General features: G+C 33.5%; 17 protein-coding genes and 1 pseudogene. All 18 read left to right on the forward strand.

Annotated features, from left to right (window positions below; translation table 11 throughout):
* Positions 1–18: 18 nt before the first annotated feature.
* The 18 genes and pseudogenes from HVS_RS04025 (at position 19) to HVS_RS04095 (ending at position 14,579) form a co-directional block, all read left to right on the forward strand.
* Complete coding sequence (locus HVS_RS04025; RefSeq protein WP_101299484.1) at positions 19–309, forward strand: immunity 53 family protein; 291 nt, start codon at positions 19–21, stop codon at positions 307–309.
* 335 nt (positions 310–644) lie between these two features.
* Positions 645–1,079: a polymorphic toxin-type HINT domain-containing protein gene (locus tag HVS_RS04030; RefSeq protein ID WP_235827564.1), complete on the forward strand. Its 435-nt coding sequence runs from the start codon at positions 645–647 to the stop codon at positions 1,077–1,079.
* An 87-nt stretch (positions 1,080–1,166) separates the two neighbouring features.
* Positions 1,167–1,622 carry a hypothetical protein gene (locus HVS_RS04035; RefSeq protein WP_101304066.1) on the forward strand — a complete coding sequence of 152 codons (456 nt, stop codon included), beginning with the start codon at positions 1,167–1,169 and terminating at the stop codon, positions 1,620–1,622.
* A gap of 226 nt (positions 1,623–1,848) precedes the next feature.
* Positions 1,849–3,288 (forward strand): ISLre2 family transposase, encoded by a 1,440-nt coding sequence (locus HVS_RS04040; RefSeq protein WP_242971672.1) that lies wholly within the window; start codon positions 1,849–1,851, stop codon positions 3,286–3,288.
* Between the two features lie 691 nt (positions 3,289–3,979).
* Positions 3,980–4,468 (forward strand): polymorphic toxin-type HINT domain-containing protein, encoded by a 489-nt coding sequence (locus HVS_RS17015; RefSeq protein WP_242971673.1) that lies wholly within the window; start codon positions 3,980–3,982, stop codon positions 4,466–4,468.
* A 31-nt stretch (positions 4,469–4,499) separates the two neighbouring features.
* Positions 4,500–5,078, forward strand: coding sequence for a hypothetical protein (locus tag HVS_RS04050; RefSeq protein ID WP_159063378.1), 579 nt, complete (start codon positions 4,500–4,502; stop codon positions 5,076–5,078).
* Between the two features lie 457 nt (positions 5,079–5,535).
* Complete coding sequence (locus HVS_RS17020) at positions 5,536–5,877, forward strand: hypothetical protein (protein ID WP_242971674.1); 342 nt, start codon at positions 5,536–5,538, stop codon at positions 5,875–5,877.
* Positions 5,878–5,909: 32 nt separating this feature from the next.
* Positions 5,910–6,191 (forward strand): annotated as a pseudogene (locus HVS_RS17025) (polymorphic toxin-type HINT domain-containing protein); the annotation flags it as partial.
* A gap of 153 nt (positions 6,192–6,344) precedes the next feature.
* A complete protein-coding gene (locus HVS_RS17030; RefSeq protein ID WP_242971675.1) occupies positions 6,345–6,575 on the forward strand; it encodes a hypothetical protein in 231 nt (76 codons plus the stop codon).
* Positions 6,576–6,582: 7 nt separating this feature from the next.
* Entirely contained in the window at positions 6,583–7,050 is a 468-nt protein-coding gene (locus tag HVS_RS04060) for a hypothetical protein (protein WP_101299492.1), read from the forward strand.
* Between the two features lie 216 nt (positions 7,051–7,266).
* The gene (locus tag HVS_RS04065; protein WP_101299494.1) at positions 7,267–7,746 is read left to right on the forward strand and encodes a hypothetical protein; all 480 of its coding nucleotides are present in this window, start codon (positions 7,267–7,269) and stop codon (positions 7,744–7,746) included.
* Between the two features lie 54 nt (positions 7,747–7,800).
* A complete protein-coding gene (locus tag HVS_RS17490; RefSeq protein ID WP_278278675.1) occupies positions 7,801–7,935 on the forward strand; it encodes a hypothetical protein in 135 nt (44 codons plus the stop codon).
* Between the two features lie 125 nt (positions 7,936–8,060).
* The gene (locus HVS_RS04070) at positions 8,061–10,664 is read left to right on the forward strand and encodes a polymorphic toxin-type HINT domain-containing protein (RefSeq protein ID WP_101299496.1); all 2,604 of its coding nucleotides are present in this window, start codon (positions 8,061–8,063) and stop codon (positions 10,662–10,664) included.
* A gap of 22 nt (positions 10,665–10,686) precedes the next feature.
* A complete protein-coding gene (locus HVS_RS04075) occupies positions 10,687–11,298 on the forward strand; it encodes an immunity 26/phosphotriesterase HocA family protein (RefSeq protein ID WP_101299499.1) in 612 nt (203 codons plus the stop codon).
* A gap of 66 nt (positions 11,299–11,364) precedes the next feature.
* The gene (locus HVS_RS04080) at positions 11,365–11,877 is read left to right on the forward strand and encodes a DUF4240 domain-containing protein (RefSeq protein ID WP_101299501.1); all 513 of its coding nucleotides are present in this window, start codon (positions 11,365–11,367) and stop codon (positions 11,875–11,877) included.
* Positions 11,878–12,303: 426 nt separating this feature from the next.
* The gene (locus HVS_RS04085) at positions 12,304–12,720 is read left to right on the forward strand and encodes a polymorphic toxin-type HINT domain-containing protein (protein WP_101299503.1); all 417 of its coding nucleotides are present in this window, start codon (positions 12,304–12,306) and stop codon (positions 12,718–12,720) included.
* Positions 12,721–12,997: 277 nt separating this feature from the next.
* Positions 12,998–13,543 (forward strand): hypothetical protein, encoded by a 546-nt coding sequence (locus HVS_RS04090; RefSeq protein WP_101299505.1) that lies wholly within the window; start codon positions 12,998–13,000, stop codon positions 13,541–13,543.
* 301 nt (positions 13,544–13,844) lie between these two features.
* A complete protein-coding gene (locus HVS_RS04095) occupies positions 13,845–14,579 on the forward strand; it encodes a polymorphic toxin-type HINT domain-containing protein (protein WP_242971676.1) in 735 nt (244 codons plus the stop codon).
* Positions 14,580–14,767: the final 188 nt, after the last annotated feature.

The raw sequence follows: 14,767 nt of genomic DNA on the forward strand, positions 1-14,767 counted from the left end.
CAAAAGGAGGATAAATTCATGGATTTAATTAAGTGGATAGAAGAATGGTATTTAAGCAATTGTAATAATGACTGGGAACATTGTTATGGAGTTAAAATAGATAATATTGATAATCCAGGATGGACAATTAATATTGATTTAATTGATACGCCTTTGGAAAATAAAGATTTTAAAAAGGTTGAATTTAACAGGGATAAAAACGATTGGTTCATATGTAAAGTTAAAAACAATGTTTTCCAATGTATTGGTGGCCCTAGAAATCTCGGAGAAATGTTATCTGTATTTAAACAGTGGGTCGAAAGTAATTAATAAAAATTAATATGATAAAATGGTACGGTACTATAATGGAATAAGAATTGAAGTACATATAAGAAACTATTGTGCAGTGTTGAGGTGATTTTTTTTAGGAGCAATTATGTCCCTGTGGAGTAGTAGATTTAAGTATTGATATAATAAACGGTGTGGGATTCCAATAGCAGGAAGCCAGATATTTAGTTAAAAGCACAGCTAAATATCTGGCTTAAATAATAGAGAAGATATGTTTTGCGGAAGATACTCTGATTAAAACAGAAGATGGCTACAAAAAAACAACACCAACCCATCCATTTTGGGTAATAGGAAAAGGCTGGGTAGCAGCAGGTGACATGGAAGTAGGAGATAAGGTATACTTATACTCAGGTGATGCGAGAGAAATAAAGGAGTTAAAGTTTGAGCATTTAGATTCACCAATAAAGGTATACAACTTCGAAGTTGAAGACTGGCACACCTACTTTGTATCAGAGCAGGATGTATTTGTACATAATAGCTGTGGAGATAAATCTAGAAATAAGCCTAAACAATCGGGACACCCCAATTCTGTTGAGATTCAAAGAGATGCAAATGGGAATATTACAAAATATACTGAATTTGGACCAAACGGAGAATTTGTAAAAGAAGTGAGGATAACAGGAAAGGAACACGGTAATATTCCTAGACCAAATGTTAAAATACCAGATTTCAACACGAATCCCAAAACAGGTGAAACTTTTTTAAATCGTTACATAGTGAGAGCAATTGAAGAATGGGAACTGCCCAAATAATATATGGGCAGTACAGTTATCAAGATTAATGATGTTTAAAAACAAAGATATTTGAAAAAAATAAATTTTATAGAAAAAGGTGATTTTATGAGCTTATTTAAAGATGAAATAGTGGGAGAGTTTTTGGAATGGAAAAATGCTAATCCCGATAATTTTACATGGTGGAATTTTGTAAATATAAAAGCTGATATAGATACTGCATTGGCGTTTGCTAAATTTTATTCTCCAGAATTATTGGAGATTGAAGGATATTGTTTATTAAAAGATAAATTTTCTCCAAATGTTTTTGAAGGTTGGAAAAGATCGTGTCAAAATAATAAAGAATGTGTAGAGAAAATGATGAACATTTATCAAATAAGAGACTTTTTTCATATTAATACTATTGATTCAGAAAACGAAAACGAAAAATTTAAAGCATTGGGAAGGATTTTGAAATTTTTTTGGGAAATATCTTTTGAAAAAAACTATCCTGAAAAAAAATTAAAGGTGCATCTTTTTGAAGAAGATGATGGGGAATTTTTTATTACAGTTTATAGTTTGTGATTTATATTAATATATTTATTGGTAGATTTTTAAAAATTAATTAATTGGGTAATTTTAAAATCCAATACCAACTCATCCATTTTGGGTAATAGGAAAAGGCTGGGTGTTAGCGTAAAGTTATTGTAGGGAATGAGACATAAAATACCATATATAATTGAAAAGAAGATGACATCCTGTTAAGATATTAATTAACCAAAAATAATAAATAGAAAGGATGACATCTTCTATGTATAATAGTATACAACATTTTAATGAATTTGGGGTAAAAAGAATTAAAAAAAAGATAAAAAATTTTATTGAAGAAGGAAAAGACTTAGCTGATCTTGTTCTTGGTCTAAAAGAAGATTTATTTAAACTTGGACGCGATATACTTAAAGAAGTGCTTGAAGATATGGATGAATATTTCCGTAACTGTGAAATAAGGAAACAGTATTGGGAAATTATAAGAAAAGATAAAACAGCTATTTTAACGACATTTGGAACACTAAGTTATAACAGGACATATTTTAAGCATAAGGAAAATGGTAATAGACAACACCTAGTCGACAGGATTGTAGGTGTAGAACCACATGACAGAGTAAGTGCCGATGTTGTAATTAATGCAATAGATGAAGCAGCTGACAGCAGCTACAGAAAGGCAGGAGAAAAGGCGACATATATTGATGAAATCAGCAAACAAGCAGTGATGAATAAAATACATAATATTGAAATAGTTGAGCCTGAAATAAAAGTAGATAAAAAGAGAGAAGTAAAAATATTGTATGTTGAGGCCGATGAGGACCATGTAGCATTACAACAAAAAAGTATATTGAGACAGAATGAGAAGGGCAAGAGAAATACAATTATGCCAAAACTTGTATATGTGCATGAGGGAATTGACTTTGAAAAAAGTAATAAGAAGAGAAAAGTATTAAAGAATGTTCGATATTTTGGGGGTGTGTATAATAATTCAGAAAATTTGTGGCTTGAAGTATCGGAATACATATATAAACAATATGACGTTGATTTTTTAGAGACGGTGTATATATTAGGAGATGGGGCGTCATGGATAAGGCAAGGAGTTAACTGGCTTTCAAAAAGTAAATTTGTACTTGATAGATACCATCTTCAAAAATACGTAAGAGTTGCAACCACACATTTAAATGATGAAGCAATAAGCCAAGATTTACAGGACGCATTGAATTTATCTGATAAAAAAAAGCTAACAAAGGTTTTTAAAAAGATAATCGAAAAGACAGGCGATAATGAAAGTAAAATAAAGGCTATAAAAAATGCAAAGCGATATATTTTAAATAATTGGGATGGTATAGAAATAAGGTCAAACAGAGGAATAGTGGGTTGTAGTGCTGAAGGTCATGTGAGTCATGTATTTTCATCCCGTTTAAGTTCAAGACCTAAAGGCTGGTCGAGAAAAGGTGTAGAAAAGATGTCAAAGCTGATAATATACAAGAAGAATGGCGGTAAGGTATATGACATAGTTATGGCACAAAAACAAAAAAAGTTAGCAGCTAGTAGGCAAGAAATTCAGGAAAAATTAATTAAGGAATTAAAGAAGTCATCAAACAGGTATGAGAGTGTATGGAATAGTAATTTAACTGTTATTCATAAGGGGTGTAAAACTGGTTTATATAAAGAATTAAGGCGTATTATAGGTATATGCGGATAGGGATGAGGTAATAATAAAGCAAAAATTACGGGAAAGTTTACAAGTAAGCCTATCCAATAGGAATTATACATATCTAAAAAAAGACAAAGAAAAAGAAAAAACATAAAAAAAGAAAAAGAAAAGAAAAAAGCAAAACTTTAGTACCATGACCCGCGAAGCCCTACTACTTGTCAAGGCCGGGCTTTGCCCGCTTGTTTTAGCCTTGACAAAATGGAAAATGGTACAATAGAAATACTTTTTTCTTTTAAAAGTAGCGTTAAAATGTGAAGGAACATAGATAACAAAATGTACTGATTTGTGACAATCATTGAGTAAAATGGATTCTTTATAGGAAGAAAGAGTTATATGGTATAATAGAGAATAAGTTAGAGGAGTTATAAAAGAAAATAATTAGCTCAGCATGCAAATTATGCAAAATACTCTCGTTACTAAGAGACCGTTATTTGAAATAGTTGTATAAAAAATGGGATGCCATCTACTTTTCTTTTTCCTACAATAAATTGACGCTATCATGAATTCTTTATAGAAAGAAAGAGTTATATGGTATAATAGACAATAAGTTAGAGGAATTATAAAAGAAAATAAGGCTCAAAATGATGTAAAACACTTTCGTTACTAAGAGACCGTTATTTGAAATAGTTGCACAAATAAAAAATGGGATGCCATCTACTTTTCTTTTTCCTACAATAAATTGACGCTATCGGGATGGGTAGCAGCAGGTGACATAGAAGCAGGAGATAAGGTATACTTATATTCAGGAGAAGGAAGAGAAGTAAAGGAAGTAAGGTTTGAGTATTTAGATACGCCAATAAAGGTATATAACTTTGAAGTTGAAGATTGGCATACATATTTTGTATCAGAGCAGGATGTATTTGTACATAATAGTTGTAAGGGTAAGGGAAATAGCAGAACTAGTTCAAAATATGAAGATATTACATCTAAACGCAGTCGTTACACCAACAAATCAACAGATGTAACTAAAGTGGAATTTGAAAAAAATTTATTAGAAAATGGTTGGACTAAGTCTATAAGTAAGGATGGTAAAACGATAATTCTTGAGAAAGATGGAGCAAAATATGTGCTTCGAGATTTTTCTAAATCAACTGGTGGACCAACAGCGGATTTTTATAAAGCAGGAAGTAAGTCCTTTTATATAAAGATAAGGTTGGGTGGAAATTAGTATGAACGTGAAGAACTTATTTATATACGATGTGGATGAGTATAAAAAATTTATTAATTTAATTAATAATGTATTCAAAACATCTGTTGATCTTCCTGAAAATATTTTTAGGGATTGCTACAATAACTTTTTATTTGAAGAATTTGATTGGACAATGACTGAAGAATTTTCTGAAAAGCTAAAGCAATTGACAAAAGAGACAAATGACCCATTTGTATTAACTGCAGTAATAGAGCCAGACCCATTTGATTATTATTTAAATGAATTTGGCTATTTTAATTGGTTTAAAATACCTACTGATGAATTAGGAAAATATTATTTAGAGGCTTTAATGCATTATCCGGAGGAAAGTGTTGCAGATAGTATTCTTTATAATTCGCAAAAAATTGTTTGGATTGTTCCGTCAGCAAAATGGGCGATTTGGGGAGATAGGAGCTATGAGATTTGTATTTTTGGATGTCAGGTGGGATATCAAATAAAAAATGCTCACACTTTAAAAACTTGGGAAACAGTAGAAAATGCATTGGAGTTTTGGATAAAATTATCTTTTAAGGATCAAATTATTTCAAAAGATTTTAGACAACAGATGATTTATAATTATAAAAAGTAAGGGCAAAAAAGAAATACTTAAGTGCTTAACTGTAAATACTAATTTTTTTATTATATAACATTAAATAAAAGATAGTGTAAATATAACAAAACAAATTTTTGAAATTTAGTTAAAATCCTCAAAACAAATGATATAGTGAGATATTTAAAAAATATATAAGAAAAAACAGAGAAAGAAGTAACATATACACATGATTACAATAACAGGCTTACAAAAGTTAACATTATAGGAACTAAAGACGCATCCGTAGTTGAATATGCTTATGATGTAAATCGTATAAGAGTTCAAAAGATAGTTGGCGGCACAGAGGTAACTAATTATCTGGTTGATGCAAACAGACTGTATGCTCAGGAATTAGAGGAAAGGGACGGCAATAAAGGCTACTGCCACAATAGCTTCCATTGCAATACCTGTTTTTGCAGGAATATACCTTACAATAGTAAATAAAGTATCAGTGTTGGATTACATTTCAGCACTGTGTTCGGAAGATGTATGGATAGAGGCGGCCATAGGTATTGGAATGGGAGCAGTATTAGGATTGGGGATTAAGGCAATAGCCAAAAAACTAGCATGTGAAGTGGTGGCATTTATAGGAGTGATTATGTCCCTGTGGAGCCTTTACCAGTCAATTGATTTAAGTATTAATATGATAAAGGGAGGGGTATCACGGGAGCAGGTAGCCAGATACCTGGCAGTACTTACGGCAACGATAATACTGACTACATTAATAGGAAAGGTATGTTTCACTGAGGATACCCTTATTAAGACGGAGGACGCTATAAAGAAATCAAAGATATAGAGGTAGGGGATTTAGTTTACTCAGAAGACCCGCTGACAGGAGAAAAAGGACTAAAGAGAGTAACCAATGTATTTGTAAATGAAACCAGCGTTTTAGTAAGAATTTATGTAGAAGATGAAGAAATAGAGACAACACCGACCCATCCGTTTTGGGTAATAGGAAAGGGATGGGTAGCAGCAGGTGACATAGAAGCAGGAGATAAGGTATACTTATATTCAGGAGAAGGAAAAGAAGTAAAGGAAGTAAGGTTTGAGTACTTAGATACACCAATAAAGGTATACAACTTTGAAGTTGAAGACTGGCATACATATTTTGTATCAGAGCAGGATGTATTTGTACATAATAGTTGTAAGGGTAAGGGAACGAGTAAGACTACAGGATACAGATATGTAAGTGAAGGGGAATTAAATGTTATAAAAAAGACAGGTACAATACCAAATACTGATAGGGCAGGAAACCTTAAAGATGTGTTTGTATCTCCCAATAAGTATAATACAGTTTCAGGCGCAGAAAAAGGTTTGCAGATAGGAAAACAAAATCCATTTGGTGCAACAGATTCTCCTATGTATAGAGTGGAATTTGATATGAGTGCAGTAAAATTTAAGTACGGTGGAAATGTTCAAGGCGGTACAGGAATTGAGCTTATTACCGAACAGGTAATACCTGTTGATTTGTCAAAAATATTTAGGTTAAGGTAGGTGCTATATGAGTATATTCCCCGATAATATAACAATAAAGATATTAGATAAGATAAGAAATACATCAGTAGCTGGAATAGCAGCAAAGGTAAGATTGTTTTCTAACCATAAGAACGATTATTACTTTATATTGCCACTTTCAGATGATAAAGGCCGCATTGTTATCACAAAGAGGTGGTTGAGCGAAGAAATTAAAAAAGAAAAAAATATGTTCATAATGGATTATTCATCGGAGTTAGAAGACTGTAAATCGCAGATAGAAATAATTATACTAGATAAAAACTCACTTTCACGAGCAATATCAGCCATGGAATTATACCAAGATGAATTAGATATTAGTGATGAAGATATTTTGAAATATAAAAATGCTAGTAATTATAAATACACTGCTAGAAGTGAAGTTTTTATACTAGATTCATCAAAATCTGATATAGAAATAAATATGAGCATAGAAGAGCAGGGTATACAAACGTAAAAATTTACTTGGTCAGTATAATAGCTATTTGAAGACGGTTATCTATAAACAGGTAGCCGTCTTTCCTTCTGCTTAAAAATAAATAGTAGATACATTAATAGAAGATTAGTACTTATATTTAAAACATAATGTGATACATTTAATCTATCAAATAACAAAGGAGGCTATATAAATGCCGGATTTAATCAATATTAGACTCACAAAGGACAGCAGAACATGACTATCAAACGCTGGGCGCAGGACGCTGCCAAAGCAGCAGTGTGGGGAAGTAATCCCGAAGTACTTATCGAGTTTTCAACTACAGAGGCTGGCACAATACCACCAAAGGAACTGTATGAAATGGCTTATCAGTTAGCTTTTGATACAGAAGCGAAGGAGCGTGCGGCAATGTTGCAGAATAAAATTTCCGCAGGTATTCCGCTTAAGAATGAAGATGACAAAGCTTTCTATGAAAAGTATAGGCATAAGTATGGCAGTGTTCAAAAAGAGCAGGAGGATGATTCCTTTGCATACTGGGAAAGTGAAATGACAGAGATAGAAGCTTTGGAGAAATTCAAAGGGGGTAAAGGTAATGACAAAAAGAAACAAAATGTATACTGTGAGATGCCCCGCTGCAATCACAGAGTATTTGATGCCGATTATGCTGATGTTGAAATCAAATGCCCTGAGTGTAGGAAAGTCTTTGAAGTCAAATAATCCTTGTTCCAGTAACGCAAAGGACTACCTTTCAATCGGACTTGCCAGGATGCTGTGTTCAAGGCTCTTTGGAACGGTGAATACCAAAGCGACAAATGCACCAGTGAGAGTGAAGCCGACCTTGCACTAATGGGTAAGCTGCTGTACTGGTGCTCCGTAATGCAGATGCAGCCATTGAAGCCTTTATAAATTAACCCTATGAAGCAGCGAAAGATACTATACCGAAGGTTATTGACCCGTTAGGAAATGAAACCTGCTTTGAGTATGATGCTAAGGGAAATAGAATTTCCCAGACGGATGCCAATGGAAACAAAGTGAGATTTGAATATGACAAAATAGGAAATGTAACAAAGCAAATACTACCGTTAGGCTATGAAGAAGTAATCACATATGATGGTGAAGGCAGGGTAATGTCAAAAACGGATTTTAACGGCAGCAAAATAGAATTTGAATACGATGTCGATGGAAACCTGATAAAGAAAACATATCCTGACGGAAAGAGTGAAGTTTACACATACACCCTTTCAGGACAAAGGGAGTCCGTTACTGATGAAAGGGGTACTACCTATTATGAATATGACTTGATGGACAGATTAATAAAACAAATAAATCCGGATGGAACCCAAATAACGTATACATACGACAAAGCCGGCAATTGTACAAGTGTTACCGTTCCGTCAGGCACCACATATTACACATATGATGAGTTAAACAGGCTAAAGTCCGTTACAGACCCGGACGGAAACACAACTACTTATACATACGATGCCATAGGCAACAGAAAAAGCGTTACTTATCCTAATAAAACAACAACCGAATATGAATATGACTATTTAAGCAGATTGATATCCCTGCTAAACCGCAATGAAGCAGGGGAAATAATTTCATCGTATAAATATACCCTTGGTCCTGCAGGCAACAGAATCAGGACGGAAGAAAACAACGGAAGGGTAATAAAATACACATATGATGATACTTACAAATTGATTAAAGAGGAAATAGAAAACCCTGACGGAGACAAGACAATAATAGAGTATACATATGATGCAGTTGGAAACAGGCTTTCAAAATCCGTAAACGGTGTGGTGACAGAATACACATATGACGCAAACAACAGGCTTATAACCGAAGGGCAGACTGTCTATACCTATGACAAAAACGGAAACACACTGTCTAAAAAGACAAATACAGGAGAAGAAGTAACATATACATATGATTACAATAATAGGCTTACAAAAGTTAATATTACAGGTGCTAAAGACGCATCCACAGTTGAATATGCTTATAATGTAGATGGTATAAGAGTTCAAAAGGTAGTTGACGGAACGAATATAACTAATTATCTGGTTGATGAAAACAGACTGTATGCCCAGGTATTAGAAGAAAGGGACGGCGAAGGCAACTTAACAGTAAGCTATATTTACGGTGACGATTTGATAAGCCAAAAAAGAGGGGATAGTTTTAGTTATTACCACTATGACGGAATAGGAAGTACCAGGGCATTAACCGATATACATGGAAACATAACGGACACATACACATATGACTCCTTTGGAATGCTGACATCCAGGACAGGAACAACAGAAAACGACTATCTCTTTACAGGAGAGCAGTACGATGCAAATGTAAACTTCTACTATTTGAGGGCAAGATATATGAATCCGGCATTGGGAAGATTCCTGACTATGGATTCATGGGGAGGTATTATAACTGACCCAATTACCCTGCATAAATACCTGTATGCAGATTGTGACCCGGTAAATAAAATCGACCCGTCAGGACACTTTTCGATTTTAGGAACCTTGGCACTTGTAACGTATACAGTCTCAATAGCAGCTATTGCATTACCTGTTTTTGCAGGAATATACCTTACAATAGTAAATAAAGTATCAGTGTTGGATTACATTTCAGCACTGTGTTCGGAAGATGTATGGATAGAGGCGGCCATAGGTATTGGAATGGGAGCAGTATTAGGATTGGGGATTAAGGCAATAGCCAAAAAACTAGCATGTGAAGTGGTGGCATTTATAGGAGTGATTATGTCCCTGTGGAGCCTTTACCAGTCAATTGATTTAAGTATTAATATGATAAAGGGAGGGGTATCACGGGAGCAGGTAGCCAGATACCTGGCAGTACTTACGGCAACGATAATACTGACTACAATAATAGGAAAGGTATGTTTCACTGAGGATACCCTGATTAAGACGGAGGACGGCTATAAAGAAATCAAAGATATAGAGGTAGGGGATTTAGTTTACTCAGAAGACCCGCTGACAGGAGAAAAAGGACTAAAGAGGGTAACTAATATATTTGTAAATGAAACCAGCGTTTTAGTAAGGATTTATGTAGGAGATGAAGAAATAGAAACAACACCGACCCATCCATTCTGGGTAATAGGAAAAGGCTGGGTAGCAGCAGGTGACATAGAAGCAGGAGATAAGGTATACTTATATTCAGGAGAAGAAAGAGAAGTAAAGGAAGTAAGATTTGAGTACTTAGATACACCAATAAAGGTATACAACTTTGAAGTTGAAGATTGGCATACATATTTTGTATCAGAGCAGGATGTATTTGTACATAATAGTTGTGATGTGTCAGATGAAACACTCGAATGGCTAAATAAAGGAGATCCTGAGAATACTGTTTATTATGGAATGCAAAATGAAAAAGGAGCATATACAGGAATTACCAAACAAGATTTAAATAAACGACTGTATCAGCATAACTATAATGGCAAAAATTTTGACAGTTTGTCAGAACAATATGTTGGACTTACAAGAAACCAAGCGAGGGCTATAGAACAATATTTTATTGAAAATGGTACTGCCAATGCACTAAATAAGGCTAATAGTATAAGTCCAAAATCAAAATATTACTCAGAAGCTTTGAAATGGGCAAAGAACTTTATTGGAAATTGAAAATGGGAAGAGGAGGATATATATGATTAAGAAAAATGAAAATCCACTAGCGAAGGAATGGGAAAAAAGGTATTCGGAACAACCTGCAGACATAAAACAAAAGCTGGACGAATTGTATCAAATAAATCCCAAGAAATACCAATTACGGGTAATTAAAAAAACGAAAGTAAAGTTAAAAGAGGGGGATGTTTTTGTTTTAAGTCCCAGAGAAAATATTTATTTTTACGGTAAAGTCCTGAAGACAAATATAGATCATAAAGAAAAAGATACTTTTGTACATGGAAAAAATGTAGTATTTATTTTTAAAAATAAAACCACCGTACCCAGTATAGATGATTTTAAACCGGATTATTCCCAATTACTGATTAGACCTGCTATTGTGGATATAAGTTACTGGAATAAAGGTTTCTTTTATAATGTGGGAAATACAGGTATATCTGACTATGAAAAAAATTTAGATTATGGTTTTTATAGAATAGGTATTAAGTCAGATTGGTATTGTAAAGAAGATGGAACTGTGTTAGAAACCAAGCCTAAAATTCTTGGACTTTATGGAATTACGACAATAACTGGGATTGCTCGGCTAGTTGAAAAAGAGTTAATAATTAATCCTAAATTACTGGAGTTTGATTAATTATTTATGATCAGAGAGTTTTGATTAATGAATGTTTATTGAAAACAAATACAAGGAGGAAGTATCATGGATGCAAATAAGTTTTGGGAACTAATTGAAGATAGTAAAAAAAAGAGTGAAGGTGATCCAGAAAAGCAAATTAAGATTTTAGTTTCTAATATTGCAAAGTTACCTGAAGAAGAAATCTATGAATTTGATAGAATATTCAATACATATTACTTTGCTTCATACACATCTGAACTTTGGGCGGCAGCGTATATTATAAATGGTGGATGTTCTGATGATGGATTTGACTATTTTAGAGGATGGTTGATAGCCCAGGGAAGAGAAGTTTACGAAAACGCTCTAAAAGACCCACAGAGTCTTGCTGAAGATATAAGTGAAGATGAGGCCGGTGATATCGAACTTGAAGATATACTGTCTGTTTCTTATGATGCCTACAAACTAAAAACCGGAAAAGATGATTTTTATGACAAAGTTGAAGTATCAGAGTATCCCGAAATAGAATTAAATTGGAGTGAGGATGAAAGAGAGCTGGAGAAAATGTTTCCAAAACTTATAAAGAAATTTTGGAAGTAGATGTTTTATAATTTTGCTTTTGTGTAGTTTTAGCTTAGTAGACACTTAACTGGAGTGAATAACAACATCATGAGAGAAATTTATACTCTTTTGTATTAACAGATTTTGCCTAGTGTTACAGATAAAGATTGTAGTATGCTCATACAAAATAATGGATAAAATTAATAAATTAAGAAGTAACTAGAAAATGCACTTTGCCCTATATAAATACCTGTATGCGTATTGGGACCCGGTAAATAAATTTAACCTGTCAGGACAATTTTCAATTTTAGGGGTAATGAAGGTGATTACGGTTTCTGCCACGATAGTCTCCATAACAATAACTATTTTTCATGGGAACATCATTGTGGTGACAATAATTGTTAGTATTGGATTACCATGTAACATTGTCTTTGGAAGATGTTTGGATAGAGGCGACCATAGGTATTGGATAAACGTGGGAATATCCTAATTAAGACGGATGATGGCTATAAAGAGATTAAGGATATAGAGGTAGGGGATCTGGTTTATTCAGAAGATCCGCTGACAGGAGAAAAGGGACTTAAGAGAGTAACCAATGTATTTGTAAATGAAACCAGCGTTATAGTAAGGATTTATGCAGGAGATGAAGAAATAGAAACAACACCCACCCATCCGTTTTGGGTAATAGAAAAAGGCTGGGTAGCAGCAGGTGACATAGAAGCAGGAGATAAGGTATACTTATATTCAGGAGAAGGAAGAGAAGTAAAAGAAGTAAGATTTGAGTATTTAGATACGCCAATAAAGGTATATAACTTTGAAGTTGAAGACTGGCATACCTACTTTGTATCAGAGCAGGACGTATTTGTACATAATAGCTGCTGAGAAAAGGGAACGTCTAAAACTCAGAAGCCTATTGGAAAAGAATTTGACCCTAAAGGGAAAACAGTACAAGAGGGCATTGATCCAAATACCTTAAAACCTGTAAAGGATCTGGATACACTAGACCCAATTAGGCAAAAGAATGCTATTAAGTATGCGGGAGATAAACCTATCATAGTAGATAGAAATGGCAATGTACTTGATGGTCATCATCGCCTTAAAGATGCTATACAGAATGGCCGTGCTGTAGATGTGCAAATTGGTTATTAGGAGGATAAAAATGAACGAGAAGTATAAAAATGTTACATGCTTTATGTTAGGATTTCAACGCATTTTCATAGTGATTCGTTCAAGTATTAAAAACCCTTATAATATAGGTTTACTTGAAAAAATAAGTAAGTATTGTTTATTATTAAAAGAGGGCCATTCGACTAAATTTGAGACTTTTAAATCGGAAATTATTGAAGTTGTAAAAGAGTATGAGGAAACTAAGAAGTTACTTGAAAATGCACTAAAGGTTTGTGAAATCAGTTTTATTACTAATAATTTATGTGAAATAAACCGCTATTTATCAATTATAAGTGAGACAGCTTTAGAAGCATGTAGACAACTAATACAAAAAAATTTCGATAGAGCATATGATTTGGTTGATGCTATTCATTGTTTGCCAGAGGCATTAATAAGCAAAAAACAATGGAAACCAAAGACATACTGGAAAATATACATTAGACCTTATAGAGAAAAGTGGGATAAGCAGTTTCTTATGGATTATGAAAAAGAATTTTTTAAAGCCGGTTTTTTTAATTTTTTTAGTCATGGGCGTTGAAATAATAAATATTTTAGATATAGATTATACAATTTCAGTTGATATGCTTTCTTTTTCATGTTTGTAATAAATGTTGGGCAGGTATAAAAATAAAAAAATTCCTAATATAAATTGAATTATTATCAATTTATGTTGGGAATTTTTAAAATAAAATCGAACAGAAACAAACGAATATTGGAGAATTATTAAAAAAATTCCCAAAACAAAAAAGAACAATAACCGGTTTTCTAACAAATAGGCACGATGTAAATTTTAGATATCTATTTTTTATATGAATCCGGCATTGGGAAGATTCCTGACAATGGATTCATGGGGAGGTATTATAACTGACCCAATTACCCTGCATAAATACCTGTATGCAGATTGCGACCCGGTAAATAAAATTGACCCGTCAGGACACTTTTCGATTTTAGGAGTAATGACGGCGATAACAATTACTGCCACAATAGCTTCCATAGCAATACCTGTTTTCACGGGAATATACCTTGCAATAGTAAATAAAGTATCAGTGTTGGATTACATTTCAGCATTATGCTCTGAAGATGTATGGATAGAGGCGGCCATAGGTATTGGAATGGGAACGATAGTAGGATTGGGGATAAAAGCAATAGCCAAAAAACTGGCATGCGAAGTAGTGGCATTTATAGGAGTAATCATGTCCCTGTGGAGCTTTTATCAGTCAATTAACTTGAGTATTGAAATGATCAACGGGGGAATGGCGCAAGAACAGGTACCAAGGTATCTGGCAGTACTTACAGAAACGGTAATACTGACTACAATAATAGGAAAGGTATGTTTCACTGAGGATACCCTAATTAAGACGGAGGATGGCTATAAAGAAATTAAAGATATAGAGGTAGGGGATTTAGTTTACTCAGAAGACCCGCTGACAGGAGAAAAGGGACTTAAGAGAGTAACCAATGTATTTGTAAATGAAACCGGCGTTATAGTAAGGATTTATGTAGGAGATGAAGAGATAGAGACAACACCCACCCATCCGTTTTGGGTAATAGGAAAAGGGTGGGTTATACAGTAAAAATACTGTAGAAACTTCTCTGGATAAGTAACTCATAGTTTTCTTCAAAAAACCCGTTCAAATAGAAAGAACGGGTTTTTTTGAAGAATATTGTTTGTTAAAAATTGAATTATTGACTAAAATTAAAAGAAGTAATAATATAAAATAACTAATACAGTAATAATATAAGATAATTAATACGAATATCT

Source organism: Acetivibrio saccincola, assembly GCF_002844395.1.
GTDB classification, from domain to species: Bacteria; Bacillota; Clostridia; order Acetivibrionales; family Acetivibrionaceae; genus Herbivorax; species Herbivorax saccincola.